This is a genomic window from Streptomyces sp. NPDC107528 (assembly GCF_055639295.1).
In genome coordinates, this window is the sequence record NZ_JBVKAV010000004.1 from 24,030 (window position 1) to 50,616 (window position 26,587).

The following is a 26,587-nucleotide window of genomic DNA, read 5'->3' on the forward strand; positions in this document are numbered from 1 at the left end:
GGCTGCGGAAACGGCAGGGGCGGGCGCGGGCGGCGGCTCGCCCGGTGAATTCAGCCGGCTCTGAGCGCCATGGTCATCGCCTCCACCGCCAGTAGCGGCGCCACATTGCGGTCAAGGGCGTCGCGGCAGGCGGCGATCGCCTCGATGCGGCGGAGTGTGGACTCCGGGGAACTGTCGCCGGCGAGGCGCTGCAGGGCGTCCTCGGCGTCGGTGTTGGCGAGGGCCACGCGGGAGCCGAGCTGCAGGGCGAGGACGTCGCGGTAGAAGGCGGTGAGGTCGGTCAGGGCGAGGTCGAGGCTGTCGCGCTGCGTGCGCGTACGGCGCCGCTTCTGCTTGTCCTCCAGGTCCTTCATCACGCCCGCCGTGCCGCGCGGCATCCTGCCGCCCTGGACCGCACCCAGCGCCGCCTTCAGCTCCTCGGTCTCCTTGGCGTCCATCTCCTCGGCAAGCTGCTTCGCGTCCTCGGCGGCGGCGTCCACCAGCTCCTGGGCGGCTCTGAGGCAGGCGCCGACCTCGCCGAGCCGGAGGGGCAGCTTGAGCACGGCGGCCCGGCGCTCGCGGGCGGCTGGGTCGGTGGCCAGGCGGCGGGCCCGGTCGACGTGGCCCTGGGTGGCGCGGGCCGCGGCGGCCGCGACTTCCGGTTCGATGCCTTCCCGCCTTACGAGCATGTCGGCGACGGCGTCGACCGAGGGTGTGCTCAGGTTCAGGTGGCGGCAGCGGGAGCGGATGGTGGGCAGGACGTCCTCGATGGAGGGGGAGCAGAGCAGCCAGACCGTGCGCGGGGCGGGCTCCTCCACCGCCTTCAGCACGGCGTTGGCGGACTTCTCGTTCAGCCGCTCGGCGTCCTCGACCAGGATGACCTGCCAGCGGCCGTTCGCCGGCGACGTGAACGACTTGCGGACGGTGTCCCGCATGTCGTCGGCGAGGATCTGGGCGCCGACGGCGGCGACGGTGGTGACGTCGGCGTGCGTGCCGACAAGTGCCGTATGACATCCGTCGCAGAAGCCGCATCCGGGGGCGCCGCCCAGCGCTCTGTCAGGGCTGACGCACTGCAACGCGGCGGCGAAGGCCCGCGCCGCCTGATTCCGCCCCGCCCCGGGTGGTCCCGTGAACAACCAGGCATGCGTCATCTTGGACGCCTCGGGGGGCGGCGCGTCGGAGGCAGCGGCGGTGACGAGGGCATCAGCGTCCCGAGCGGCAGCACCGAGCTGCTCACTCACCCTCTCCTGTCCCACCAGGTCGTCCCACACGCTCACGGGTCACGCCGCCCTTCGCTCACATTTCGCGGTGCGGGATCCATTGTGCGGGGCAGCACTGACAACGAGTGACGGAGCGGGCGGAACCGGCCTGCGCCGACCCCACCATCGCACCGAGCCGGCCTGCCCCGAGCGGTCCCCCGGCGCCGAGCCGACCTGCCCTGAGCGGTCCCCCGCGCCGAGCCGACCTGCCCCGAGCGGTCCCCCGCGCCGAGCCGACCTGCCCCGAGCGGTCCCCCGCGCCGAGCCGACCGGCCGCGAACATCCCCGAGCCGAGCCAGCCGTAGGCCGTACCCCGAGCCACCCCCGCACAGAGCCGACCCCCGACCCGCGCCGACCGGCAGCCCCAGCCGACACCCGGCCGACCAACCGACCTCAGCGCCCCAAAATCTCAGCGCCGCTGAGATCCCAGCACCGCCGGATTTCAGCACCGCCGGATTTCAGCACAGCAAGATCTCAGCGCGGCCGGCGCTCGGCTTCGCCCGACCGCAACCCCAGCGACCTCAGCGCCGCCGCCCCCGGCCGCCGTCCTCGTCCTCGTGCGGCCCCAGCAGCTCGTCCGCCAACGTGGGCAGATCATCGAGCGGCGTCTCCTCGGCCCAGTCGGAGCGAGCCCTTCGGCGCGGTGCCCCGGCCTCGTCGACCTGAGGCATCTCGCGCGTACGCTCCTCCTCCCGGAAGTACCCCGGCGGAACACGGTCCGCGGACTCCCCGGACACCGGAGGCAGCACGGCCGTCTCATCCGCGGCGCCCGGCGGAACCGACGGCAGCACAGCGGTCTCATCGGCGGCACCGGGCGTCACCGGCGGCAGCACGGCCGTCTCGTCGGCCGCTCCGGAAGGCGTCGGCGGCTGCGGCAGCTTCGTGGTCACCTCGGCTTCGGACTCCCCGGATGCACGGCCATCGGATGCACGGCCACCGGCAGCACGTTCACGGGAGGCACGGTCCCCCGAAGACCCCTCACCGCCCGTCGTCCCCGGCCGCTCCTCATCCCGATCCCGCACCGGCCGCAGCACAGTCGTCTCGTCCGAGGCTGCGCCCGGCACCTGTTCCGGCGTAACGACCGGCGTCGGCACCGTCAACGCGTCCCCAGGAACAGCACCGGCAGCGGGCGCCGCCGGCTTCGGGCCCGCCTGGGCCTGCGCCGCGGCCTGCTCAGCGAGCCGCCTCGCCTCCTCGGCCCGCAGCAGGGCCTCCTCCGCCTTGCGCTGCTTCTCCACGCGGACCGCTTCCGCCTCGGCCCGCAGCCGGGCCTCTTCCTCGGCCTGCTTGCGGCGACGTACCTCGTCGGCCTTGCGGCGCGCTTCCTCCTCGGCGCGCACCTTCTCCTCCGCGAGGAGCCGCTGCCGCTCCTCCTCGGCCCGCCGACGTGCTTCCTCGGCCCGCAGCCGGGCCTCCTCCGCCTGCCGTTCGGCCTCGCGCCGCTGCGCCTCCTCCAGCTCGCGCCGCTTGCGCTCCTCCTCCTCGGCACGCAGCCGGGCGAGCTGCTCCTGGCGCTCACGCTCCAGGCGCTCCTCCTCGGCCTTGCGGGCGGCCTCTTCCTCGGCCTTGCGGCGGGCCTCCTCCTCGGCCTTGCGGCGCGCTTCCTCCTGCGCCTGGATCTCCGCCTCCGACAGCGGCAGCATCTGGTCGAGCCGGTGCCGGATGACGGTCGTCACCGCCTCGGGCTCCTGGCCAGCGTCCACCACCAGGTACCGACCGGGGTCGGACGCGGCCAGTGTCAGGAACCCGGAACGCACGCGTGCGTGGAACTCCGCCGGCTCCGACTCCAGCCGGTCCGGCGCCTCGGTGAACCGCTCGCGGGCGATCTCCGGCGAGACGTCCAGCAGCACCGTCAGATGGGGCGCGAGTCCGTTCGTCGCCCAGCGGTTGATCCGGGCGATCTCCGTCGGGGACAGGTCACGGCCCGCCCCCTGGTAGGCGACCGAGGAGTCGACGTACCGGTCCGAGATCACGATCGCGCCGCGCTCCAGGGCGGGCCGGACCACCGTGTCGACGTGCTCCGCGCGGTCCGCCGCGTACAGCAGCGCCTCGGCCCGGTGCGACAGGCCCGCGCTCGACACGTCCAGCAGGATCGACCGCAGCCGCTTGCCGACCGCCGTCGCCCCGGGCTCGCGTGTGACGACGACCTCGTGGCCCTTGCCGCGGATCCACTCGGCGAGCGCCTCGGCCTGGGTGGACTTCCCGGCGCCGTCGCCGCCCTCCAGGGCGATGAAGAAGCCGGCCGTCGCGGGCACCTGCTCGGGGTCGTCGCCGCCGAGCAGTGCGTCCCGCAGGTCATGGCGCAGCGGCACACCGGAGCGGTCGTCGACCTTGGCCAGCACCAGCACGGCCACCGGCAGCAGCAGCGCCCCGACCAGCATCAGCGTGAACGCCGCTCCGCCGTGCGCGAAGACGAACTTGCCGCTCTCCAGCCGGTGCGGCCCGATCAGGGCGGCGACCAGCGGCGCGATCACCGCGCCGAGCGCCACACAGACCCGTACGACCGCGTGCAGATGCTCCGTCGTGCGCGCGCGCCGGAATTCCTCGGCCTCCTGGTCGAGCAGGGTGTGGCCGGTGTTGGCGGCCACGCCCGCGCCGATCCCGGCCAGCGCGACGATCAACAGCACGGTGGTGACGTCCGGGACGAGTCCCGCGGCCAGCAGCGCGACGCCGGTGAAGGCGATCACCAGCGCCAGCAGCCGGCGCCGCGACAGGGAGGGCAGCACGGAGGGCGCCGTACGGATGCCGACGACCACGCCGCCGGTCAGCACGAGTACCAGCAGGCCGTACAGCACCGGGCCGCCGCCCAGGTCCTTGGCGTGCAGCACGGACACGGCGACCACGGCGGACACCGCCCCGGCGACTGCCGCGCATGCCGTCACCAGCAGCGGGATCGCGCCGGTACGGCCCTTGTCGACGCCGGAGCCGGTCTTCGGACGGCGCAGCCCCTCGAGCGGCGACCGCGCGCGGGGGGTGCGCGTGTCGGGCAGCTCCAGGAAGGTCAACACGGACAGGGAAGCGGCGAACAGACCAGCCGCGACGTACGACGCGAGGGCCGCCTGGTGCTGCTCGAACCAGTCGAGACCGGTACCGAGCAGGTTGTTCAGCAGGGCCGCGACGACAAGTGCGGCGGCGGCGAGGGGGACCGCCACGAAGCTCGTACGCAGCGACAGGCGGCGCAGGGCGTCCATGTGGTCCGGCAGCGGTCGTACGGTCGCGCCCTCCGGCGGCGGGGGCGGCAGCAGCGCGGGCGCAGCGCTCTCCCGGCACACCGTCCAGAAGCGCTCGGCGACGCCGGTGACGAAGACCGTCACCAGGAGGAGCGCCAGCGCGTTGTCCGGCGTCCAGTCGATCCACAGGGGCGCGACGATCAGCATGGCGGCCCGCAGGCCGTCCGCGCCGACCATGGTCCAGCGCCGGTCGAGCGGGCCTTCCTGGGAGGTCAGCGAGGTCAGCGGGCCGAGGAGCACGGCGCCGAAGAGCAGCGTCGCCAGGATGCGCACCCCGAAGACCGTCGCCACTGCGAACGCCACGCCCCGGTAACCGCCGCCGAACGACCCCTCGGCGATCGCCGCCTGAAGGGCCAGCAGGACCAGCACCAGGAGGGCGAGGATGTCGCCGACACCCCCTACCAGCTGCGCGCTCCACAGCCGCTTGAGCTGCGGTCGGCGCAGCAGGGCGCGGACGGCACGCTCGCGGGAGTCCGCGGCCAGGGCGTCGTCGGGGGCGGGGTGGTGGGCCGTTGGCTGGTCGGCTCGCGTCATGCGTTCAGCCTATCGGGACCCACCGACAGCCCGGCGCTCCCGCCCGAACGTACGCACGCCCCGACACCAAACTGATGCCGAGGCGTTCGTTTTGCGAACCGGAAGTGAAGAACCGGACCCTCAATCGGCCCCCGTGCGAGCCCGGTTGGACCTCACAAAGACCGATCGCTGCGCACGGGGGCGGCGGCTCAGTCCTCGCTCGCCGACTTCGAAGCCGTCGCCTTCTTGGCGGTCGTCTTCTTGGCCGTCGTCTTCTTCGCAGCCGTCGTCGTCTTCTTCGCCGCGGTCTTCTTGGCGGCCGTCTTCTTGGCCGGGGCGGCCTTCTTGGCGGTCGCCTTCTTCGCGGGTGCCTTCTTCGCCGTCTTCTTGGCGGGCCCCTTCGCCCGCTTCTCGGCGAGCAGCTCGAAGCCGCGCTCGGGGGTGATCTCCTCGACGCTGTCGCCGGAGCGCAGGGTCGCGTTGGTCTCCCCGTCGGTGACGTACGGCCCGAAGCGACCGTCCTTGACGACGACCGGCTTCTCGCTCACCGGGTCGGTGCCCAGCTCCTTCAGCGGCGGCTTGGCGGCCGCGCGGCCACGCTGCTTGGGCTGGGCGTAGATCGCCTGCGCCTCTTCCAGCGTGATAGTGAAGAGCTGCTCCTCGGCCTGTAGCGAGCGCGAGTCCGTGCCCTTCTTCAGGTACGGGCCGTAGCGGCCGTTCTGCGCGGTGATCTCCACGCCCTCCGCGTCCTTGCCGACGACTCGCGGCAGCGACATCAGCTTGAGCGCGTCCTCCAGCGTCACCGTGTCGAGCGCCATCGACTTGAACAGCGAGGCCGTACGCGGCTTCACGGCGTTCTTGCCGGTCTTCGGGGTGCCCTCGGGGAGCACCTCGGTGACGTACGGGCCGTAGCGGCCGTCACGGGCGATGATCTGGTGGCCGGTCTGCGGGTCGGCACCGAGCTCGAAGTCACCGCTCGGCTTGGCGAGCAGTTCCTCCGCGAGCTCCACGGACAGCTCGTCCGGGGCCAGGTCCTCGGGGACGTCCGCCCGCTGGTGGTTCTCGGAGTCCTTCTCGCCGCGCTCGATGTACGGGCCGTAGCGGCCGACGCGCAGCACGATGTCGTTGCCCACCGGGAACGACGACACCTCGCGCGCGTCGATCGCGCCCAGGTCGGTCACCAGCTCCTTGAGGCCACCGAGGTGGTCCCCGTCGCCGTTGCCGGCCTCGGCCGCGCCGCCGTTGTGGGTGCCTTCGCCGAAGTAGAACCGCTTCAGCCACGGCACGGACTGGGCCTCGCCGCGGGCGATGCGGTCGAGGTCGTCCTCCATCCTCGCGGTGAAGTCGTAGTCGACGAGCCGCCCGAAGTGCTTCTCCAGGAGGTTGACCACGGCGAAGGACAGGAAGGACGGCACCAGGGCCGTGCCCTTCTTGAACACGTAGCCGCGGTCGAGGATCGTGCCGATGATCGACGCGTACGTCGACGGGCGGCCGATCTCCCGCTCTTCCAGCTCCTTGACCAGCGACGCCTCGGTGTAGCGGGCCGGGGGCTTGGTGGCGTGCCCGTCGACCGTGATCTCCTCGGCGCTGAGCGCGTCGCCCTCGCTGACCTGCGGCAGGCGCCGCTCACGGTCGTCCAGCTCGGCGTTCGGATCGTCGGCGCCCTCGACGTAGGCCTTCAGGAAGCCGTGGAAGGTGATGGTCTTGCCGGACGCGCTGAACTCGACGTCCCGTCCGTCGGCCGACGTGCCGCCGATCTTGACCGTGACCGAGTTGCCGGTCGCGTCCTTCATCTGCGAGGCGACCGTCCGCTTCCAGATCAGCTCGTAGAGCTTGAACTGGTCCCCGGTCAGCCCGGTCTCGGCGGGCGTGCGGAAGCGGTCACCGGAGGGGCGGATCGCCTCGTGCGCCTCCTGCGCGTTCTTGACCTTCCCGGCGTACGTCCGGGGGGCCGACGGCAGGTAGTCGGCGCCGTAGAGCTGTGTGACCTGGGCGCGGGCCGCCGCGACGGCCGTGTCGCTCAGCGTCGTGGAGTCCGTACGCATGTACGTGATGTAGCCGTTCTCGTACAGCTTCTGCGCGACCTGCATGGTGGCCTTCGCGCCGAAGCCGAGCTTGCGGCTCGCCTCCTGCTGCAGCGTCGTCGTGCGGAACGGGGCGTACGGCGAGCGGCGGTACGGCTTGGACTCGACGGATCGCACCGCGAACTGCGTGTTCTCCAGGGCGGCGGCGAGGGCGCGGGCGTTCGCCTCGTCGAGGTGGAGGGTGTTCGCGCTCTTGATCTGTCCCAGGGAGTCGAAGTCGCGGCCCTGCGCGACCCGCCTGCCGTCGACGGTCTGCAGGCGGGCGACCAGCGACGACGGGTCCGACGAATCCCCGGCGCGGCCGGTCGCGAAGGTGCCCGTCAGGTCCCAGTACTCAGCAGAACGAAACGCGATGCGCTCGCGTTCCCGCTCCACGACGAGCCGGGTGGCGACGGACTGGACTCGGCCGGCCGACAGGCGCGGCATGACCTTCTTCCACAGGACCGGCGAGACCTCGTAGCCGTAGAGGCGGTCGAGGATGCGGCGGGTCTCCTGGGCGTCGACCAGCTTCTGGTTCAGCTCGCGCGGGTTGGCGACGGCGGCCTGGATCGCGGCCTTGGTGATCTCGTGGAAGACCATCCGCTTGACCGGGACCTTGGGCTTGAGCACTTCCTGGAGGTGCCACGCGATGGCCTCGCCCTCGCGGTCCTCATCGGTGGCGAGGAAGAGCTCGTCGGACTCCTTCAGCAGGTCCTTGAGCTTCTTGACCTGAGCCCGCTTGTCGGCGTTGACGACATAGATCGGCTCGAAGTCGTGCTCGACGTCCACGCCGAGGCGACGGACCTCGCCGGTGTACTTCTCCGGCACCTCCGCGGCGCCGTTCGGAAGGTCGCGGATGTGCCCGACGCTCGCTTCGACTACGTAGCCGGGGCCCAGGTAGCCCTTGATCGTCTTCGCCTTGGCAGGCGACTCGACGATGACGAGTCGGCGGCCGCCCTGTGCGGTCTCGCTGGTCGGGGACAACTTCGCTCTTCTCTCCGGTCGACGCTGGGGCCTCCCCAGGGTCGCGTGGATCCCGGGGTCGGGTGGTGGTGACGCTGCGGAGTGTGACGGTACATCCCGCCCGGTTGTCAAACGGGAAAAGCCCGCAACGGCCACTCGAACGGTAACCCGACTTCCGCCATTCCTGCCGCCCGGAGTGCCCACCGGCCTTTTCGAGCCTTTCCGGAAGAGGGCCTCCCAATTACCGGCCGCCCAGCTCGTGGGCCGTTCTCAGAGTCGGGTGAAGCACCATGTTCCGATGATCAGCGCGATCACCGAGACAAGGCCCGCGAGCGTCGCCGATGCGACGGGACTCACACCCTGAGCGACGGGCTGATGCTGCCGCACCCGGACCACGGTCCAGGCCAGCAGCCCTCCTCCGAACAGGGCGAACACAACCCCGGCGAAGAGCGCCGGTCCTGATTCCATGGTTCCGCTTGCCCCTTTTCTCCCGTCAGTATGCGCCCAGCCCGGCGAGGCTGACACGCACGGACGGCGTACAGGCGAACCTGAGGTGAACGAGGAACCGACGGGCCTGTGGACTTCCGCCCCGGTGGACTCAGCCGCCCCGAGCGCCCCGGAATGGGCTCGTGGACCCATGAGACCCACGCCCCTCCCTGGTCCCACTCCTGGGCCGCCTCCCGGTCTCACCTCTGCGCTCCAGCCGTGGATGATCTTCTCCGTACCCGGCGTCCAGATCGACTCGAATTTGATGCTGCACGGCTTGGCGGCGTTGTCGGAGCCCTTCTTGCGGATCATTTCGACCGACGCATGAACTGCGCCTATGACCTGGCCGGCTCGAGAAAGCCCTGCTCCACCAACAGCCGGATCTGCGCGGGCGTACGGTCGCGGAGCAGCACCGGGTCCTCGCCCATGAGTTGGGCGATGGCGTCCAGAATGCGCCCCGCGCTCAGCGAGCCGTCGCACACGCCCGCGAAGCCCGCGCCGACCGTGTCCACCTGGGTGGCCCGGCGCATGCCGCGGTGCTGGCGCAGCACCACGTGCTCCGGGTCCTCGGCGCCGGGCATCCCGATCTGTTCCTGCACGATCTCCGCGGCGAGCCTGAAGTGGTCCTCCAGCAGGGCCGCGTCGTCGTTGGCACGCAGGTAGTCGAGCCGGTCGAAGTGCGCCCGGACCGTCTCGCCGAGGGGCTGCTCGACCGGGTGCGGCCATTCCTCCACCGTGATCGCGGGCACGGCGGCCGACGTCTTGCGCAGGGTGATCCACCCGAACCCGACGGCCTTCACCTTGCGCGCCTCGAACTCGTCCAGCCACGCGTCGTACCGCGCCTGGTACTCGGCCGCGTCACCCCGGTGGTCGCCGGCGTCCCTGAGCCACAGCTCGGCGTACTGCGTGACGTCCTGGACCTCGCGCTGCACGATCCACGCGTCGCACCCGCGCGGCACCCACGACCGCAGCCTGTCCTGCCAGTCCTCCCCTTCCACGTGCTGCCAGTTGGCGAGGAACTGCGCGAACCCGCCCTCGCTCAGCCGCTCCCCCGCCCCCTGAACGATCGACCGGCACAGATCGTCCCCGCCCATGCCGCCGTCGCGGTACGTCAGCCGCGCGCCCGGCGAGATCACGAAGGGCGGGTTCGAGACGATCAGGTCGTACGTCTCACCGTTCTTGAGCGGCTCGAACAGCGAGCCCTCGCGCAGATCCGCGGTCGGGGCGCCGGACAGCGCGAGCGTGAGCGCGCTGATGTGCAGCGCGCGCGGGTTGAGATCGGTCGCCGTCACGCGCGTGGCGTGCTGCGTGGCGTGGAGCGCCTGGATTCCGGAACCGGTGCCGAGGTCCAGGGCGGCGGAGACGGGCGTACGGACGGTGATGCCTGCGAGGGTCGTGGACGCGCCGCCGACGCCGAGGACGACGCCCTCGTTCTTGCTGCCGATGCCGCCGGCACCGCCGACCGCGCACCCCAGGTCGGACACGATGAACCAGTCCTCGCCCGCGGGCCCGCCGTACGGCCGTACGTCGACGGTCGCGGCGACGTCGTCGCCGGGGTCCCCGGGCCCGGCCGGATTCCCGCCGACGCGGACCAGCCACCCGCTCTCCAGACACGCCTCGACGGGCAGAACACCCGCCACGCGCGCGTGCGGGACGGGCTGCTGCAACAGGAACAGCCGTACGAGCGCCTCCAGGGGCGTGTCTCCGCGGGTCGCCCGGAGCGCGGGCACGGTCTCGCTGCGCGCGAGCGCCGCGTACGCGGGCGCGCCGAGCAGTTCGAGCAACCCGTCGGCGGTGAAGGAGGCCCCGAGCAGGGCCTCCCGCAGCCGGGCGGCTACATCGTGGCGGTCGGACGCGGGCAGGGCAGGCAGGCTGGAGTCACTCACGCCCTCATTGTGACCCGCTCCCGCGCGCGGAGGGGGCTCAGCTGTCGGCAGCCGCGGCCGACGCGGTCACCGAGGCGGCCTGCTTGCAGCCCTCCTGTGAGGTCAGCGCCTTCTTGGTGTCGCCCGACTCCAGCGTCTTCAGCGCCTGGACGGCGCTCTTGCGCTGGGTCTCCACCTGCTTCATCTCGGCCGACACGTCCTTGAGGCCGGACGCGAACTTCGCCTGGTTCTTGGTGTCCAGACCGTCGACCCGCTTCTTCAGGTCGCCGTATGCCGCGGACAGAGCGGTGAGCTTCTTGACGACGTCCTGCTGGACCTTCGCGCCGTCCTTGACGCCGGGAGGCGCACCGGCGTTGCTGATGAGGCTCGCGCGGGCCTTGTAGCCGTCGGCAAGGTCCTGGAAGGCCTCGGAATCGGCCTGCTGGAGCTCCTTGGGCGTGCTGGTGGTGTCCTTGGCCGCCTTGGTGATCGCGACGTAGGCCGCCGAGATCTTCGCGTTCTGCGCCGGCACGGCGTCGCAGACCTTCTTGGCCCAGGCGTCCAGCTCCGGGTTGCCCTCGTCGCTCGTGCATCCCGTCAGCGCCAGCAGCAGCACCGCACCGCCGGACAGTGCGGCTGTGAGCTTCTTGTTCACCGGTTTGGTCCCTTCCGTGGCTCTCGGCCACCGGACCTTACACGGATGCCGGGAGGCTGCCGCGAGCGGAATGCGGCATTCATGGCGTTACCCAAGTTTTTGCACCATGTGAGAGAAGGGTCACGGCTGGGGCGTGAACGGACACAAGGCGGGCGGGCGGCACGCGAACGCGCGCCGCCCGCCCGCATCTTGAGCTGGGCCGTCGTAAGACCGGCTATGAAACCACCGCGGGGTCGGCCGGCTTGGCCACCCTGTCGGCGTTGCCTTCGTCACCCATGGCGATACCGCGCCGCTTGGAGACGTACACCGAGCCGACGATCACGAGGAGCGAGAGCACGGCGATCACGACCCGTACCCCGACGTTCTTGTCCTCGCCGTAGCTGAACTGGATGACCGCGGGCGCGATGAGCAGTGCGACCAGGTTCATCACCTTCAGCAGCGGGTTGATCGCGGGACCGGCGGTGTCCTTGAAGGGGTCGCCGACCGTGTCGCCGATCACCGTCGCGGCGTGGGCCTCGCTGCCCTTGCCGCCGTGGTGGCCGTCCTCGACGAGCTTCTTGGCGTTGTCCCAGGCGCCGCCGGAGTTGGCGAGGAACACCGCCATCAGCGTGCCGGAGCCGATCGCGCCCGCCAGGAACGAACCCAGGGCACCGACCCCGAGCGTGAACCCGATAAAGATGGGCGCCAGTACGGCGAGCAGTCCGGGCGTGGCGAGCTCGCGCAGGGCATCCCTGGTGCAGATGTCGACGACCTTGCCGTACTCCGGCTGCTCCGTGTAGTCCATGATCCCGGGGCGCTCGCGGAACTGCCGCCGCACCTCGTACACCACGGCGCCCGCCGACCGCGACACGGCGTTGATCGCGAGCCCCGAGAAGAGGAAGACGACCGCCGCGCCCGCGATCAGACCGACGAGGTTGTTGGGCTGCGAGATGTCCATCATCAGGTTCATCGGCGCGCCTTCGCCGCTGAGTTTCTCGCCCACGTCCCGCGCGCCGGTGGTGATGGCGTCGCGGTACGACCCGAAGAGCGCCGCTGCCGCGAGGACGGCGGTGGCGATGGCGATGCCCTTGGTGATGGCCTTGGTGGTGTTGCCGACCGCGTCCAGGTTGGTGAGCACCTGGGCGCCCGCGCCCTCGACGTCGCCGGACATCTCGGCGATGCCCTGCGCGTTGTCGGAGACCGGACCGAAGGTGTCCATGGCGACGATCACGCCGACCGTGGTGAGCAGGCCGGTGCCGGCCAGCGCCACCGCGAACAGCGCCAGCATGATCGACGTACCGCCGAGCAGGAACGCCCCGTAGACGCCGAGGCCGATCAACAGGGCGGTGTAGACGGCGGATTCGAGACCGACCGAGATGCCGGCGAGGACGACGGTGGCGGGACCGGTGAGCGAGGTCTTGCCGATGTCCATGACCGGGCGGCGGTTGGTCTCGGTGAAGTAGCCGGTCAGCTGCTGGATGACAGCGGCCAGCACGATGCCGATGACCACGGCGACGAGCGCGAGGATCCGCGGATCGCCGTCCTTGGCCGCGATGGCCGCGTCGGTGACGCCGTCGAGGTCGGCGTACGACGACGGCAGGTAGATGTAGACGGCGGCCGCGACGAGCACGATCGAGATCACCGCGGAGATGAAGAACCCGCGGTTGATCGCCGTCATGCCGCTGCGGTCGCTGCGGCGCGGTGCCACGGCGAAGATGCCGATCATCGCGGTGATCACGCCGATCGCCGGCACGATCAGCGGGAAGGCGAGCCCGGAGTCACCGAACGCCGCCGACCCGAGGATCAGCGCGGCGACCAGGGTCACGGCGTACGACTCGAAGAGGTCGGCCGCCATGCCCGCGCAGTCGCCGACGTTGTCGCCCACGTTGTCGGCGATGGTCGCGGCATTGCGCGGGTCGTCCTCCGGAATGCCCTGTTCGACCTTGCCGACCAGGTCGGCGCCGACGTCGGCGGCCTTGGTGAAGATGCCGCCGCCGACACGCATGAACATCGCGATCAGCGCGGCGCCGAGGCCGAATCCTTCGAGCACCTTCGGCGCGTCGGCCGCGTACACCAGCACCACACAGGAGGCGCCCAGCAGACCGAGCCCCACCGTGAACATGCCGACGACGCCGCCGGTGCGGAAAGCGATCTTCATGGCTTTGTGCGAGACGGCGGTGAGATCCTTTTCCGGCTCACCCTCCGCCGGGGTCGCTTCGCGCGCGGCTGCGGCAACGCGCACATTGCTGCGCACGGCGAGCCACATACCGATATAACCGGTGCCCGCCGAGAACGCGGCGCCGATCAAGAAGAACACCGATCGGCCGATGCGCTGATTCCAGTCGTCCGCGGGAAGCAGCATGAGCAGGAAGAACACGACGATGGCGAATACGCCGAGCGTGCGCAGCTGCCGGGCCAGATAGGCGTTGGCTCCTTCCTGGACCGCGGCCGCGATCTTCTTCATGCTGTCGGTGCCCTCGCCCGCCGCGAGCACCTGGCGTACCAGGACTCCGGCGACCACGAGCGCTGCCAGTGCGACGACACCGATGATCGTGATGATGATCCGGTTGTCGTCCGTCAGCACTGCGGCCGCGAGGGTAGTGGGTTGGTCCAGCTGATGAGGGGTAGGAAGCCCCGCCATTCGTCCTCCTTGACGCTTGGGCTGAGCTCAAGATGTGGACGGATTCTAGGTACCGGAACCTGATCAAAACAGAGCGCGGTAAACGGAATCAGCCTTCACATGCCGTTCAGCAAATGATCGGCGTACCGCCACGGAACCCGAAAGCGCTAATGCCCCAAAACCATTGACGCCCGCGTTTACTTGATCAAATTATCGGCGGATTGATCGTGAATTCATTCACGAATTCCCGCGCGCTCCCCGGAAAAACGCGAAGGGGCCCTGCTGAGCAGGGCCCCTTCGCGATGAGACGGGTGGACGGTTCGGTCAGGCGAGCACCGCGGCCGGCGGTGTGGTCGGCCAGGTCATACGGATCAGCCCACCGTGCTCCCCGGCGGAGACTTCGACGTCGTCGACGAGTCCGCTGATGACCGCGAGGCCCATCTCGTCCTCCTCGGCCTCCACTTCGCCGCCGGCGGCACCGGCCGACCGTTCACCGGGAACGGAGCGCGGCGCCTCGTCGCCGACCTCGATGGAGAACTGTTTCTCCTCCTCGATCAGCGCGACCTTCACCGGAGCCGTGATGCCGACGCTCTGGTGCAGTCCGACGGCACGGGTACAGGCCTCGCCGACGGCGAGCCTGACCTCGTCGAGTACGGCCTCGTCCACTCCGGCCCTGCGCGCCACCGCTGCCGCCACCAGTCGGGCGGTCCTGACGTGCTCGGGCAGCGCGCTGAAGCGGAGTTCAACGGTGGCCATGCATCCCCCTCTGAACTACGGGCGTGCTGTCGGGGGACCGGGCCGCCGAAAGCCCAATCCCCCTTCACTTTCACCTTCTGCGGACCCGGGCACGCCGCTGCACGGCGTGCCCGGGTCCGGTGATCAGTCGGTAGCCGCTACCGCTTCCTCGACCGAGGTGTGGATCGGGAACACCTTGGTGAGGCCGGTGATACGGAAGATCTTCAGAATGCGCTCCTGGTTGCAGACCAGGCGCAGGGAGCCCTCATGGGCACGCACACGCTTCAGGCCGCCGACCAGCACGCCGAGCCCGGTGGAGTCGAGGAAGTCCACGCCCTCCATGTCGACGACGAGGTGGAAACTCCCGTCGTTCACCAGCTCGACCAACTGCTCGCGCAGCTTGGGCGCGGTATATACGTCGATTTCGCCACCGACCTCGACGACCGTACGATCGCCGACGGTACGGGTCGACAGGGACAGGTCCACGGATCCTCCAGCACCTTGCTATCGAGCGGTCGTCCCTAGGGACATCTCGGCTTACAGCCCCCTGGACGGTTCGCCAGCCGCGATGGCATTCAATCACTTACCGGCAGGCGTGCACGACGCCTTGGTCCCATTGTCCGTCACGCCAGTGACACACTCGGTGCCGATGGCCAAGAATCTCCGATCCGATCGATCCCCGACGGGCCCCGTTTCCCGGGTGGACCCGGGCACGGTGCTGGGACGGCTCGCCTCGGGACCGAACCGGGCTTCGCGCATCACTCATACGGAGCATGTGCCCCCGCGCGCCGGTCGCCATGCCGTCTGGCCTGATCGGATCCGCGCCGAGGTCATCGCCGCGGTACAGACGGCCGGAATCGAACATCCCTGGGCCCACCAGGCACGCGCCGCCGAGCACGCCCTGGACGGCGACTCGGTGGTCGTCGCCACGGGCACGGCGTCGGGCAAGTCCCTGGCCTACCTGGTGCCGGTCCTCTCGACGCTTCTGGACGGCTCCGAGGCGCCGAACGGACGCGGCGCCACCGCCCTCTACCTGGCTCCGACCAAGGCTCTTGCGGCGGATCAGTGCCGTTCTGTGAAGGAACTTTCACATCCGCTGGGCAATTCCGTACGGTCGGCCGTGTACGACGGCGATACTCCGTTCGAGGAACGCGAGTGGATCCGCCAGTACGCCAACTACGTGCTGACCAACCCCGACATGCTGCATCGCGGCATACTCCCGTCCCACCCCCGCTGGTCCTCCTTCCTGAAGTCGCTGAAGTACGTCGTCATCGACGAGTGCCACACCTACCGCGGCGTCTTCGGCTCCCACGTCGCCCAGGTCCTGCGCCGCCTGCGCCGCCTGTGCGCCCGCTACGGCGCCTCTCCCGTCTTCCTGCTGGCCTCCGCGACCGCCGCCGAGCCCGCGGTCGCCGCCGGCCGTCTCACCGGCCTTCCGGTGGTGGAGGTCGCCGACGACGCCTCCCCGCGCGGCGAGCTGGTCTTCGCCCTCTGGGAGCCGCCGCTCACCGAGCTCCAGGGCGAGAAGGGCGCCCCCGTCCGCCGCACCGCCACCGCCGAAACGGCCGACCTCCTGACCGACCTCGCCGTCCAGGGCACCCGCACGGTCGCCTTCGTACGCTCCCGGCGTGGCGCCGAGCTGATCTCCGTCATCGCGCAGGAACGCCTCGCCGAGGTAGATCGCTCCCTCGCCCGGCGTGTCGCGGCGTACCGCGGCGGCTACCTCCCCGAGGAACGCCGCGCCCTGGAACAGGCCCTCCACTCCGGCGAACTCCTCGGCCTCGCCGCCACCACCGCCCTCGAACTCGGCATCGACGTCTCCGGCCTGGACGCCGTGCTGATCGCCGGCTACCCGGGCACGCGCGCGTCCCTGTGGCAGCAGGCGGGGCGGGCCGGGCGCTCCGGGCAGGGCGCGCTGGCCGTCCTGGTCGCCCGCGACGACCCGCTGGACACCTACCTCGTCCACCATCCCGAGGCCCTGTTCGACCGTCCGGTGGAATCGACCGTCCTCGACCCCGACAACCCGTACGTCCTCGCCCCCCACCTGTGCGCCGCCGCCGCCGAAATCCCGCTGACGGACGAGGACCTGGCACTGTTCGGCCCCGAGACCGAGGCGCTGTTGCCGCAGCTGGAGGCCGCGAAACTACTGCGCCGCCGCACGAAGGCCTGGCACTGGACGCGCCGGGAACGGGCCGCCGACCTGACCGACATCCGCGGCGAGGGCGGCACCCCGGTCCAGGTGGTCGAGTCGGGGACGGGCAGGCTGCTCGGCACCGTCGACGCGGGCGCCGCGCACGGCACGGTGCACGAGGGCGCGGTGCACCTGCACCAGGGCCGTACGTACCTGGTGCGCTCCCTCGACCTGGAGGACTCGGTCGCCCTGGTCGAGGAGGCCGCCCCGTCGTACTCGACGGTCGCCCGCGACACGACGGCGATCTCCGTCCTGGAGACGGACATCGAGGTCCCCTGGGGTGACGGCCGCCTGTGCTACGGCTCCGTCGAGGTCACCAACCAGGTGGTCTCCTTCCTGCGGCGCCGGCTGATCACCGGCGAAGTACTGGGCGAGACGAAGCTCGACCTCCCTCCTCGTACGTTGCGCACGCGCGCGGTGTGGTGGACGGTCACCGAGGACCAGCTGGACGAGGCCCGGATCAACCCGGAGATCCTCGGCGGCGCCCTGCACGCCGCCGAGCACGCCTCGATCGGCCTGCTGCCCCTCTTCGCGACCTGCGACCGCTGGGACATCGGCGGCGTCTCGATCCCGCTGCACCCCGACACGCTGCTCCCGACGGTCTTCGTCTACGACGGCCACCCCGGCGGCGCGGGCTTCGCCGAGCGCGCCTTCCACACCGCCCGCAGCTGGCTCACCGCCACCCGCCAGGCCATCGCCTCCTGCGAGTGCGACGCCGGCTGCCCGTCCTGCATCCAGTCCCCCAAGTGCGGCAACGGCAACGATCCGCTGCACAAGCGGGGGGCCGTGCGACTGCTCACGGTGCTGTTGCGGGGGGCGCCGGAGGAGGCGGGGGAGTCCGGGGTGGGTCAGGGCGAGGAGGTCGCCATGGAGCGGGAAGGGGCCGCTGTCGCGGCTCGTGAGGGCGAGGCTGTGCCGGATCGGTGAGGGGCGCTCTCCCGGCTCGGGGGGCGAGACTGTGCCGGATCGGTAGGGGCAAGCTGCCCCGCGCCCGGCCCGGGCCCCACGGGGCGCGGCGCTCCCACACCGGAGGCGAGAGCCAGCACCTGGCCCCGAGGGCGGGTCTGTCCCGTCGGGCGAGTGAGCCTCCCGTCCCCGGCCCAACCCTTGGGCAGCAGCGGCAGGGGGATCGGCCGGTGGCCGGTGGCCGGTATGGCCACGCAACCGGTCAGGGAGGCGGCGTCGCCGGTCGGTGCCCTCAGGAAAGGCCTGCGCCGTCAGGAAGGACCTGCGTCGTCAGGAGGAACCTGCGTCCTCAGGAGGGGCCTGTGGACTCCCCATCAGCCGGTCCGTCCCCTCAGGGCCGAACGGCTGAGGCCCCGGCGGCAGCGACGCCCGCGTCGGCCCGGCGGGCCCCGCTGGCCCCGCCCGCGCCCTGACCTCCGCCGCGAACGGCCCGCGACCCGACGCCGCCGTCACATCCGACACCTCCCCCACCAGCACACACCTCACCAGCCGCACGCCCTGCGCCTCTGCCACTCGTTCCGCCCGGGCGCAGGCCGCCGTACCGCCCTCTGCCCAGTGGTCGGCCGCCGCCAGCGCCGCGAGATCCGCACCGCCGGCCGCACGGTGCCGGGTCGTGACGGCCTGGCCCAGGGCGAGTACGACGCCGAAGACGACGCAGAGTACGGCGATGGCGCCGACGCTCCAGACGGTGGCGGAGCCGCGATCGGAACGGACGGCGACGGCGCGCTGCCGGGTCACTCTGCACCACGCCCGGCCCTGGCCCTCATGCCGTTCGGCCGCGCGGCCCCGGGCCCTGCCCTGGTCTTGGCCTTGGCCCTGGCCCTGGCCCCACTCGGCCTCGTCATCTGCACCGGCGACCCGCCCGGACCGCCGACCGCGCTCCGCCCCGCGCCCAGGGCGTTCCCCGGCTCCAGACCCAATGCGTACTGCCCAACCCCTTCTCATGTCCCCGCCCCCACGTTGTCCTCCGCCGACGCCACGGCCTCCTCCCGTACCTCGAAGGGAATGCCACCCAGCACCGGCGGCTTGGCAACGACGACCACGCGGACCTCGTCCCCCTCCCGGCCGACCGTGACCGTCGCGCCGCGCGGTGCTGCCTCCCGGGTGACCTCTATGACCGCGTCGGCCGGATCCTGCCGGGCTGCCGCGCGGGCGCCGGTCCGAGCCGCGTCCACGCACTGGATCTGCGCTGCCACCACGAGCAGCCCCCACACCAACGCCATCGCGAACATCACCAGCACGGGCAGCACGACAGCCGACTCCGCCGTCACGAACCCCCGATCCGAACCCCGTACCGCGAGCCGGCCCGGCCCTCGCCGGCTCCTCCGCCCTGTCCCCTGCTCACATCCGCGCATCGAGCGCCTGCTTCACGATGTCCTGCAGCTGCGCGCTGACTTGCCCGCTCGTCACGACCTTGTAGAGCACCACCGCGAACGCCACCGCCGCGACGATCCCCATCGCGTACTCGGAGGTGACCATCCCCGCGTCCCTCCGCGCCGCCCGCATCCTGCACACCAGGGCGCGCATCCGTGCCTGTACCGCCTTGTACATCTCAACCCCCGTAGAGCTCGGTTCCTTTGAAAACAGCTGTTGAATGTTTTGCTACTGCACCGTTGAAGGTCCCGCTGGACCGTTGAAGGTCCCTCTGATCCGCTGCATCTCCTGTTGATCCGCAGCCGTCCGCCGCACTCGCCCCTCACCCCCTCATCCGCCACCTCCTGCCAGCACTCCACCCGCCAGCCCGATCACCACCGGCGCCACTCCGACTGCGATGAACGCGGGCAGGAAGCACAGCCCCACCGGTGCGCTGACCATGACGGCCGCTCGCCTGGCACGTTCCGTCGCCGCGCGTGCCCAGTCGGCGCGGGCCTCCGCCGCGATCCGCGCGACGGGCCCGGCCGCAGGGAGCCCGGACACGTCGGCCCGTTCCAGCAGCCGCGCCAGCGCACCGGCCCTCGGCAACGAGGCCAACCGCTGCCATGCCTCGCCCGGTTCACCGCCGAGCCGCACTTCCGCTGCGCCTCGCGCCAGGCGGTCCCCGACGGGGCCGCCCAGGGCCTCACCGACGGCCTGTGCCGCGATCACCGGACCGGCTCCCGCAGCGATGCATGCCGCCAACAGATCCGCCGCGAGTGGAAGTTGCCTGTCCACTTGACCGGCATCGGGTTCGTCCGCGGGGCGGACGGCTTCCTGCCGACGCCGCCACACCCACAGCCCGCCTGCGGCGACCAGCCCAACCGCCGGCCCGGCAACGCCGCCCACCACCGCCCAACCGGCCGCCAGGACAGCCGCCATGGGCAGCCCTCGCCGCACGGCCCGCCACACATCGAACCGCCGGCGACTCGACACCAGGTCGATCGTCGTCATCAATTCGGCGAGCCGTCGCCGGGCCCTTCTCTCGTTCCGGGCCGCGACCGACCACCTCAACAGCCACCCGACGACCACCGCCGCCCCCAAGGCCATCCCCACCCTGTGGACAACTTCCACGTTCACGGCGCCACCTCCCTCTCACGCCCTCGATCGGTTCGAGTCCTCACGTCGCCTCCGCTCCTCGCACGATCCGCAGCGCCCACCACATCCCCAGCCCCTCCAGCACGCCCCCGACGGCCAGGCACCCGATCCCGGCCCCGGTATGCAGCAGCACTCGCAACGGTTCGGCCCCCATGGCGGCACCGAGCAGCAATCCGAGAGCCGGCAGACCGGCGAGCATCACCACCGTCGAGCGCGCACCCGACAACTGCGCACGCAGATCGGCACGTTGGTCGCGCTCGGCCCGCAACGCCCCTTCCAGCCGATCAAGTCCGGCAGCGAGCCCCGCACCCTGGTCCACGGCCACCCGCCAGCACGCCGCCAGACCCGACAGGCCCTCGGCGCCCGGCTGCCGTGCCGCGGAGGAGAGAGCGCCCGTCACATCCCCGCCGAACCGTGCCGCCGCCAGCACCGCGGCCTGCGCCTCGCCGAGCCCACCGGAGTCCCGCGCCGCCCGCAGCAACGCCTCACCCGGCTGCCGCCCGGCCCGCACCTCCCCGGCGAGCGCCCCGCACAGCGCAATCACCGCGTCCCCGCGACGCTCCCGTGCCCGCCTCACCTCCCGGGCCAGCCGTACCCGCCGCAGCACCGGCACCCCGGCCGCCCCCGCGACGACCGGCAGCACCGACGACCCCAGCACCGCCAGCGCCAACCCGATGACCGGCGCCCACCACTCGGCCCGCAACCGCCCGCGAAGCCGCCGCAGCTCCCGAACCATCTGCCACCAGTCGGGTGGCCCGGCGCCCACAGACCCACCGCCCGCGAGCAGCAACTCCGCCCGCCGCGCCCCGGAGTTCCGCCCGCCCAGCAACCAGACCGCCGCCCCGAGGCAGGCCACGGCAGCGCCCAACGACATCTCACCCATCCGGATCACCCACACCCTTCACGCCTGCACAGCCCTCACGTCCCGCGCGCCTCACGACTGCCCCATCGCTCACGAATTCGCGTCCCTCACGTCGCCGCGCCCTTCCCAGAGTTCGCACTCGTCACGACCACCCGCCAACCCCTCACGACCGCCCGCCAACTCCTCACGCCCCCTGCCCCCGGCCCCCTCACACCTCCGCCCCGCGATCGCCCTCCTCCCGAAGCAGCCCCCGCAGCCGCTCCCATCCCCGCTCGAACGCGAACCCCTCCGCGCCCCACCGCAATGCCGGCACCGTCCGCACCAGGCCCGACGGGTCCCGCTCGAGGACATGCACCTCGGCGATCCGTCGCCGCCCGTTCCGGTCGCGCACGAGATGGAGTACGACCGACAGCGCGGCCGCCAACTGGCTGTGCAGCGCGGCCCGGTCGAGGCCGGCCGCCGTGCCGAGTGCCTCCAGTCGGGCCGGCACGTCGGCCGCAGCGTTGGCGTGGACGGTCCCGCAGCCTCCCTCGTGGCCGGTGTTCAACGCAGCCAGCAGATGGACCACTTCGGGCCCTCGCACCTCGCCCACGACCAGCCGATCCGGCCGCATGCGCAGCGCCTGGCGCACCAGGTCCTCCAGAGTGACGAGCCCGGCGCCCTCCTGGTTGGCGGGTCTGCTCTCCAGCCGGACGACATGCGGGTGGTCCGGCCTGAGTTCCGCCGAGTCCTCCGCGAGGACGATCCGCTCACCGGGCCCGACGAGCCCCAGCAACGCGCTCAGCAGCGTCGTCTTTCCGCTGCCGGTCCCGCCGCTGATCAGGAAGGACAGCCGAGCCTCGACCAGCGCCCGCAGGACCCGGTCCCCGCCCGGCGGCACTGTGCCCGCGCAGACCAACTCGTCGAGTGTGAACGCCCGTGGCCGTACGACACGCAGCGCCAGGCAGGTGCAGCCGACGGCCACCGGCGGCAGCACCGCGTGCAGCCGGGTCCCGTCAGGCAGGCGGGCGTCCACCCACGGCCGCGCGTCATCCAGGCGCCGCCCTGCCACCGCGGCGAGGCGCTGGGCGAGGCGCCGTACGGCCGCCGCGTCCGGGAAGGACACGGACGTCAGTTCCAGGCCGCCGCCCCGGTCCACCCAGACCCGGTCCGGCGCTGAGACCAGCACGTCCGTCACGGACGGATCGGCGAGCAGGGGCTCCAGCGGGCCGCTCCCGACCAGCTCGGACCGCAACTGCTCGGCCGCCCCGAGGACTTCGGCGTCCCCTAGCACCCTGCCCTGCTCCCGCAAGGCCTGTGCGACCCGTGCCGGAGTCGGCTCGGCCCCGCTCTCGGCCAGCCTCTGCCGCACCCCGTCGAGCAGCCCCGCCGGTACGCCCACCCCGGCCGCCGGCCCCTCCACCGCCCACCGCGCATCCGCCGACCCAGCCCGATCGGCTGACTCCCAGCGCACAACCGACGATCCGTCCCTGTCGGCCAACTCCCGCCGCCCGGCGACCGAAATCGCCGTCGGGTCCAACAGCCGCCCCGCGACAGCGCCGTTCGTCGTGTGGCCCCGCAGCCGCCCGGCCGCAGCTCCACTCACCGCACAACCCGCCGGCCGCCGCTCGGCCGCATCGCTCGCCGACCCATTCGCCGCCCACCGCGGCGTACCCCTACGAGCCCCGCCGCCCGACGCCCGGCCACCTGACGCCCCACCGCCCGACGCCCGACCACCCGACGCCCCGCCGGCCGCTCGCGCCCCCGCGGACGACCCCCGTACCGACCGAGTCACGCGACCGCCAACCCGCCCAAGCCCCGAAGCCGTACTCATGCCACCCTCGCCTCAAGCAACGCCCGCTCCCAGAACTCCCGGCAGAACCGGGCCAACGGCCCCCGCCCCGCCATCCCCGGCGGATCCTTGCTCTCGTGCGGCCGCAGCAGTCCCGACTCGACCGGCACCTCGCCCACGAGCGGCAGATCCAGCAGGCGGGCGACCTCGCGGTCGTCGAACCCGGCCGCGTACGGTCCGCGTACCGCCACCCGCAGGTCGCGCAGGACCAGTTGGACCGCGGAGGCCACCTGCCGCGCGGCCGCCACCGCGCGCAGTTCGGCGGGGGCCACGAGGATCCCGACATCGAGTTGTGCGAGGGCTTCCGCGACCCCGTCGTCGATGCGGCGGGGCAGGTCGACGACGACCGCACCGCCCCGCCGCCGGGCCGCTGCGAGGACCGCTCGCATCGCCTGGGGCGGGACGGCGACGCAGTCGCCGCGGTCCCAGCTCAGGACCCGCAGGGAGTGCAGTTTCGGCAGCGACTCCTCCAGGGCACTGCTCCCGAGCCGTCCGCGTGAGCCGGCGAATGCCGGCCAGCGCAGGCCGTCGGCCGATTCGCCGCCGAGGAGTACGTCGAGCCCGCCGCCCAGCGGATCGGCGTCCACGAGCAGCGTGCGCAGCCCCTCACTTGCGGCGGTGACGGCGAGGGCGCACGCGAGCGTGGAGGCGCCGGCCCCGCCGCGTCCACCGATGACGCCGACGGTGAGGGCGGGGCGCCCGACGCCCTCGGTGACGTCGGCGATGCGGTCGACCAGCCACTGCTCGCCGTCCGGCAGCATCAGGACGTGATCGGCACCGATCTCGACGGCCCGGCGCCAGACCCCGGAGTCGTCCTGGTCCCGGCCGACGAGTACCACTCCGCGTCGGCGTCCGGCGCCGCGCACGCGGCGTGCTGCATCGTCGCCGACCAGGACGAGCGGTGCGGCCTCCCAGTTGCCCCTGGGCTCGGGCACTCCGTGGTGGACCTCCGGTGTGGCGCCTGCCGCGGCGCACAGGCGCAGCAGGTCGTCGAGCAGATCGGCGTCCTCCGTGACGATCAAGGGCCGACCCGGCCGCCCTGAGGCGGCGGGCGGCGGATCGTGTGTGACGGTTGCGGTCACGGTTTCCGTCTCCCTTCGCTGCATCACTCGCGCAGCCCTGCGGCCCCGCGATTCCCAAACGTGTGAAGAACCGGCAAGCGGCCTCCATATGAACGGCCGATACGAACCGGCCAAACACGCCCGACTAACCAGAACCGGCCATGAAGTCGGCCTGAGCGGGACGCGTTGGAAACACGGTGCAGCGAACCCGGAAATCGTGTGGATCTTGGTCGATAACTGTGGACAACTCGGCGGTTGTGAATATCACCGTCACCCATACCGGTGACCTCGCACCGACCCCTGTGCGACTTCCGCAGAGCAGCGCGATGACTACGCACGGTGATGAATCATGGGCATGCAAAAGAGGCGGCCGCAGCCGCCTCAACTCGGCCCTGCGGCCGCTCTCGAAAGGGGAAAATGCACCCGGACATGCGACGACCCCCGCCGGGGGGGAGAGCGGGGGTCGTCTCCACGGCCGACTCGGGGGGGGAGGAGTCGGACCGGGTTAGCACGGTCGCGAACGATCCGTGACTTCCATGGTGTACCCGAGAGCCCTCTCAGGCAAACCCACGCGCCGACCTTACGCCGAATGGGCTGCACCTATGCTCGGGGTCGTGGAAAACCACTCCTTGCCCCGCACAGCCGCCTTCTTTGACCTGGACAAGACGGTCATTGCGAAGTCGAGCACGCTCACGTTCAGCAAGTCCTTCTACCAAGGCGGTCTGATCAACCGCCGGGCCGCCTTGCGGACCGCATACGCCCAGTTCGTCTTCCGCCTGGGCGGTATGGACCATGACCAGATGGAGCGCACACGCGAGTACCTCTCCGCGCTCGTCCGCGGCTGGAACGTCCAGCAGGTCAAGGAGATCGTCGCCGAGACGCTGCACGACCTGATCGACCCGATCATCTACGACGAGGCGGCCTCTCTCATCGAGGAGCACCATACGGCCGGCCGCGACGTCGTGATCGTGTCCACGTCGGGCGCGGAGGTGGTCGAGCCGATCGGCGAGCTGCTCGGCGCCGATCGCGTGGTGGCCACGCGCATGGTCGTGGGCGACGACGGCTGCTTCACCGGAGAGGTGGAGTACTACGCGTACGGCCCCACGAAGGCCGAGGCAATCAAGGAGCTTGCCGGGTCCGAGGGCTACGACCTCTCCCGCTGTTACGCCTACAGCGACTCGGCCACCGATCTGCCGATGCTTCAGGCCGTCGGCCGTCCCCATGCGGTGAATCCCGACCGCACACTGCGCCGTGAAGCCATCGCGCGCGGGTGGCCGATTCTCGACTTCCATCGCCCGGTCCGGCTCAAGCAGCGCATTCCCTCGTTCTCCGTACCCCCGCGTCCCGCCCTTGTCGCGGCTGCGGCCATAGGAGCCGCGGCGGCCACCGCGGGCCTCGTCTGGTACGCGAGTCGACGCCGCTCCGCACTCGCCTGAACTGCGCTCCCAGGACTGGGCACATCACGTTCGACAAACCGATGACCGTTTGTCTCCGTTTTGCGAGCAAAAGTAAAGAACTGCAGCCAGGCCTTCCGCTTGGTTGGGTCCTGGAGTACAAAGGACTCAACGGCCCGCGAGACCAAGGACATCCGAGAGGATCACCTTAAATACGCATTTGGCCCCACGGACCGAGCATGGACACCGGGCACCCACGCGACGTCGACCCGTCGATTACGGGCCAGCCGCACCAGGTGACGGGCAAAGTTCCCGACCTGATGGGCAACATATCGAGGACGCCTGGTAACCCGGTGGACATGCCAGCGGCGGTACGAATTCTCGTACCGCCGCAACTTATGTGGGCCCCCGCTCGGGGGCTTTTTTCATGCCTTACAGATCACCACGTCCAGAGGCTCGCCACTCCCTGCTGATGGCAACGCCTCACGGCACTGCCGGCAATGCCTCACGGCTCGCAATGCCCTCACGCGCGCGTGCGTCACGCCGCGCCGCGCTGAAGCGCCTCGCAGACAGCCGTCGACTCGCGCGCGCCGAGCTCGATCGCCCTGCCGCAGTGGGCGATCCAGGCGGCCACGCCCTCGGGGGTGCCCGAGACGTAACCGTCGAGCGCTGCCAGGTAGGCCGCGCGACCCAGTTCGCCGTGGCCGGCCTCCGCCGGACAGACGGACTTCGGATCGAGGCCGCTGCCGACCAGGACGATGCGCTCGGCCGTACGCGCGACCAGGCCGTTGTGGGAGGTAAAGGGGCGCAGTGCGAGAAGCTCGCCGTGCACGATGGCGGCCGTCACCAGCGCGGGCGCGGACCCGCCGGCGATGATCAGCTCGGACAGCCCCTCCAGCCGGCCGTGCACCTCCGCCGCGCTCGGCAGCGGCAGCTCGACCAGCGGCTCGTCGACCGGCTCGCCCTCCTGCCGCGGTCGTCCGACCTGGTCGTCCTTGCTCGCCGCCGCCACGAGGTGCAGCCGGGCCAGCACCCGCAGCGGCGACTGCCGCCAGATGGACAGCAGTTGGCCCGCCTCGGCCGTCAGCCGCAGGGAGGCGCCAACAACGCGCGCCTCGTCGTCCCCGCTGAAGTCGGTACGCCGACGCACCTCTTCCAGCGCCCAGTCGGCCCCGGACAGCGACGCCGACCCACGGGCACCGCGCAGCGCCGCCTCGGCGGTGATCTCGTTGCTGCGGCGCCGCATGATCCGGTGCCCGTACACCCGGTCCACGGACTTACGCACGGACTCCACGGACTCGGGCACACCTGGCAGGGAACCGAGAGTCGCGAGCGGATCGGCGGACGCGCCTGTCGTACTCATGAGTACGACACTACGCAACCCGGACGCGCACCCCACGATCGAGTGGCCTTCTTCACGCACG

At 71.5% G+C, this 26,587-nt stretch carries 19 protein-coding genes; 2 read left to right on the forward strand and 17 right to left on the reverse strand.

What is annotated here, in order from left to right:
• Positions 1-50: 50 nt before the first annotated feature.
• From ACZ7L5_RS13705 to bldG, 9 genes are all read right to left on the reverse strand, one after another.
• On the reverse strand, positions 51-1,256 hold the full coding sequence (locus ACZ7L5_RS13705) for a DNA polymerase III subunit delta' (RefSeq protein ID WP_471516788.1): 1,206 nt from the start codon (positions 1,254-1,256) through the stop codon (positions 51-53).
• Between the two features lie 503 nt (positions 1,257-1,759).
• The gene (gene tmk, locus ACZ7L5_RS13710; protein ID WP_471516789.1) at positions 1,760-5,002 is read right to left on the reverse strand and encodes a dTMP kinase; all 3,243 of its coding nucleotides are present in this window, start codon (positions 5,000-5,002) and stop codon (positions 1,760-1,762) included.
• A 188-nt stretch (positions 5,003-5,190) separates the two neighbouring features.
• Entirely contained in the window at positions 5,191-8,028 is a 2,838-nt protein-coding gene (topA, locus tag ACZ7L5_RS13715) for a type I DNA topoisomerase (protein ID WP_383234110.1), read from the reverse strand.
• A 249-nt stretch (positions 8,029-8,277) separates the two neighbouring features.
• Positions 8,278-8,475 carry a hypothetical protein gene (locus ACZ7L5_RS13720; RefSeq protein WP_471516790.1) on the reverse strand — a complete coding sequence of 66 codons (198 nt, stop codon included), beginning with the start codon at positions 8,473-8,475 and terminating at the stop codon, positions 8,278-8,280.
• 353 nt (positions 8,476-8,828) lie between these two features.
• Positions 8,829-10,379 (reverse strand): DUF7059 domain-containing protein, encoded by a 1,551-nt coding sequence (locus ACZ7L5_RS13725; RefSeq protein ID WP_471516791.1) that lies wholly within the window; start codon positions 10,377-10,379, stop codon positions 8,829-8,831.
• Positions 10,380-10,416: 37 nt separating this feature from the next.
• On the reverse strand, positions 10,417-11,013 hold the full coding sequence (locus ACZ7L5_RS13730; protein WP_362383897.1) for a small secreted protein: 597 nt from the start codon (positions 11,011-11,013) through the stop codon (positions 10,417-10,419).
• Positions 11,014-11,227: 214 nt separating this feature from the next.
• A complete protein-coding gene (locus tag ACZ7L5_RS13735; protein ID WP_471516792.1) occupies positions 11,228-13,633 on the reverse strand; it encodes a sodium-translocating pyrophosphatase in 2,406 nt (801 codons plus the stop codon).
• 303 nt (positions 13,634-13,936) lie between these two features.
• Positions 13,937-14,368: an ATP-binding protein gene (locus ACZ7L5_RS13740; RefSeq protein WP_471516793.1), complete on the reverse strand. Its 432-nt coding sequence runs from the start codon at positions 14,366-14,368 to the stop codon at positions 13,937-13,939.
• Positions 14,369-14,491: 123 nt separating this feature from the next.
• The gene (gene bldG / locus ACZ7L5_RS13745; RefSeq protein WP_003975386.1) at positions 14,492-14,833 is read right to left on the reverse strand and encodes an anti-sigma factor antagonist BldG; all 342 of its coding nucleotides are present in this window, start codon (positions 14,831-14,833) and stop codon (positions 14,492-14,494) included.
• Positions 14,834-14,915: 82 nt separating this feature from the next.
• Here bldG and ACZ7L5_RS13750 point away from each other — a divergent pair, with 82 nt between their 5' ends.
• A complete protein-coding gene (locus ACZ7L5_RS13750; RefSeq protein WP_471516794.1) occupies positions 14,916-17,465 on the forward strand; it encodes a DEAD/DEAH box helicase in 2,550 nt (849 codons plus the stop codon).
• 309 nt (positions 17,466-17,774) lie between these two features.
• Here the strand turns inward: ACZ7L5_RS13750 and ACZ7L5_RS13755 are convergent, their stop codons facing one another.
• The 7 genes from ACZ7L5_RS13755 to ssd all read right to left on the reverse strand — a co-directional run bounded on the left by ACZ7L5_RS13755 (position 17,775) and on the right by ssd (position 23,814).
• Positions 17,775-18,242, reverse strand: a complete 468-nt coding sequence (locus tag ACZ7L5_RS13755) for an Rv3654c family TadE-like protein (RefSeq protein WP_471516795.1) — start codon at positions 18,240-18,242, stop codon at positions 17,775-17,777.
• A gap of 203 nt (positions 18,243-18,445) precedes the next feature.
• The gene (locus ACZ7L5_RS13760) at positions 18,446-18,859 is read right to left on the reverse strand and encodes a TadE family type IV pilus minor pilin (protein WP_471516796.1); all 414 of its coding nucleotides are present in this window, start codon (positions 18,857-18,859) and stop codon (positions 18,446-18,448) included.
• Complete coding sequence (locus ACZ7L5_RS13765; protein ID WP_362383886.1) at positions 18,846-19,055, reverse strand: DUF4244 domain-containing protein; 210 nt, start codon at positions 19,053-19,055, stop codon at positions 18,846-18,848. Before ACZ7L5_RS13765 ends, ACZ7L5_RS13760 begins: the two co-directional genes overlap by 14 nt.
• A gap of 153 nt (positions 19,056-19,208) precedes the next feature.
• Positions 19,209-19,997: a type II secretion system F family protein gene (locus ACZ7L5_RS13770; protein WP_471516797.1), complete on the reverse strand. Its 789-nt coding sequence runs from the start codon at positions 19,995-19,997 to the stop codon at positions 19,209-19,211.
• A 40-nt stretch (positions 19,998-20,037) separates the two neighbouring features.
• Complete coding sequence (locus tag ACZ7L5_RS13775) at positions 20,038-20,898, reverse strand: type II secretion system F family protein (protein ID WP_471516798.1); 861 nt, start codon at positions 20,896-20,898, stop codon at positions 20,038-20,040.
• A 187-nt stretch (positions 20,899-21,085) separates the two neighbouring features.
• On the reverse strand, positions 21,086-22,279 hold the full coding sequence (locus ACZ7L5_RS13780; RefSeq protein WP_471517332.1) for a TadA family conjugal transfer-associated ATPase: 1,194 nt from the start codon (positions 22,277-22,279) through the stop codon (positions 21,086-21,088).
• Between the two features lie 407 nt (positions 22,280-22,686).
• Positions 22,687-23,814 carry a septum site-determining protein Ssd gene (ssd, locus tag ACZ7L5_RS13785; RefSeq protein ID WP_471517333.1) on the reverse strand — a complete coding sequence of 376 codons (1,128 nt, stop codon included), beginning with the start codon at positions 23,812-23,814 and terminating at the stop codon, positions 22,687-22,689.
• A gap of 557 nt (positions 23,815-24,371) precedes the next feature.
• Between ssd and ACZ7L5_RS13790 the strand changes: the two genes are divergently transcribed.
• Entirely contained in the window at positions 24,372-25,205 is an 834-nt protein-coding gene (locus ACZ7L5_RS13790; protein ID WP_363033622.1) for an HAD family hydrolase, read from the forward strand.
• A gap of 496 nt (positions 25,206-25,701) precedes the next feature.
• On the opposite strand, the gene ACZ7L5_RS13795 is transcribed toward ACZ7L5_RS13790, so the two are convergent.
• A complete protein-coding gene (locus ACZ7L5_RS13795; RefSeq protein WP_471516799.1) occupies positions 25,702-26,526 on the reverse strand; it encodes a Fic family protein in 825 nt (274 codons plus the stop codon).
• Positions 26,527-26,587: the final 61 nt, after the last annotated feature.

Coding starts and splice junctions, on each gene's coding strand:
- tmk (WP_471516789.1), bottom strand. CDS start 5,002: ATGACGCGAGCCGACCAGCCAACGGCCCACCACCCCGCCCCCGACGAC.
- ACZ7L5_RS13765 (WP_362383886.1), bottom strand. CDS start 19,055: ATGTACAAGGCGGTACAGGCACGGATGCGCGCCCTGGTGTGCAGGATG.
- ACZ7L5_RS13790 (WP_363033622.1), top strand. CDS start 24,372: ATGCTCGGGGTCGTGGAAAACCACTCCTTGCCCCGCACAGCCGCCTTC.
- ssd (WP_471517333.1), bottom strand. CDS start 23,814: ATGCAGCGAAGGGAGACGGAAACCGTGACCGCAACCGTCACACACGAT.
- ACZ7L5_RS13720 (WP_471516790.1), bottom strand. CDS start 8,475: ATGGAATCAGGACCGGCGCTCTTCGCCGGGGTTGTGTTCGCCCTGTTC.
- ACZ7L5_RS13740 (WP_471516793.1), bottom strand. CDS start 14,368: ATGGCCACCGTTGAACTCCGCTTCAGCGCGCTGCCCGAGCACGTCAGG.
- ACZ7L5_RS13775 (WP_471516798.1), bottom strand. CDS start 20,898: ATGGGTGAGATGTCGTTGGGCGCTGCCGTGGCCTGCCTCGGGGCGGCG.
- ACZ7L5_RS13795 (WP_471516799.1), bottom strand. CDS start 26,526: ATGAGTACGACAGGCGCGTCCGCCGATCCGCTCGCGACTCTCGGTTCC.
- ACZ7L5_RS13735 (WP_471516792.1), bottom strand. CDS start 13,633: ATGGCGGGGCTTCCTACCCCTCATCAGCTGGACCAACCCACTACCCTC.
- ACZ7L5_RS13750 (WP_471516794.1), top strand. CDS start 14,916: ATGGCATTCAATCACTTACCGGCAGGCGTGCACGACGCCTTGGTCCCA.
- ACZ7L5_RS13760 (WP_471516796.1), bottom strand. CDS start 18,859: ATGCGCGGATGTGAGCAGGGGACAGGGCGGAGGAGCCGGCGAGGGCCG.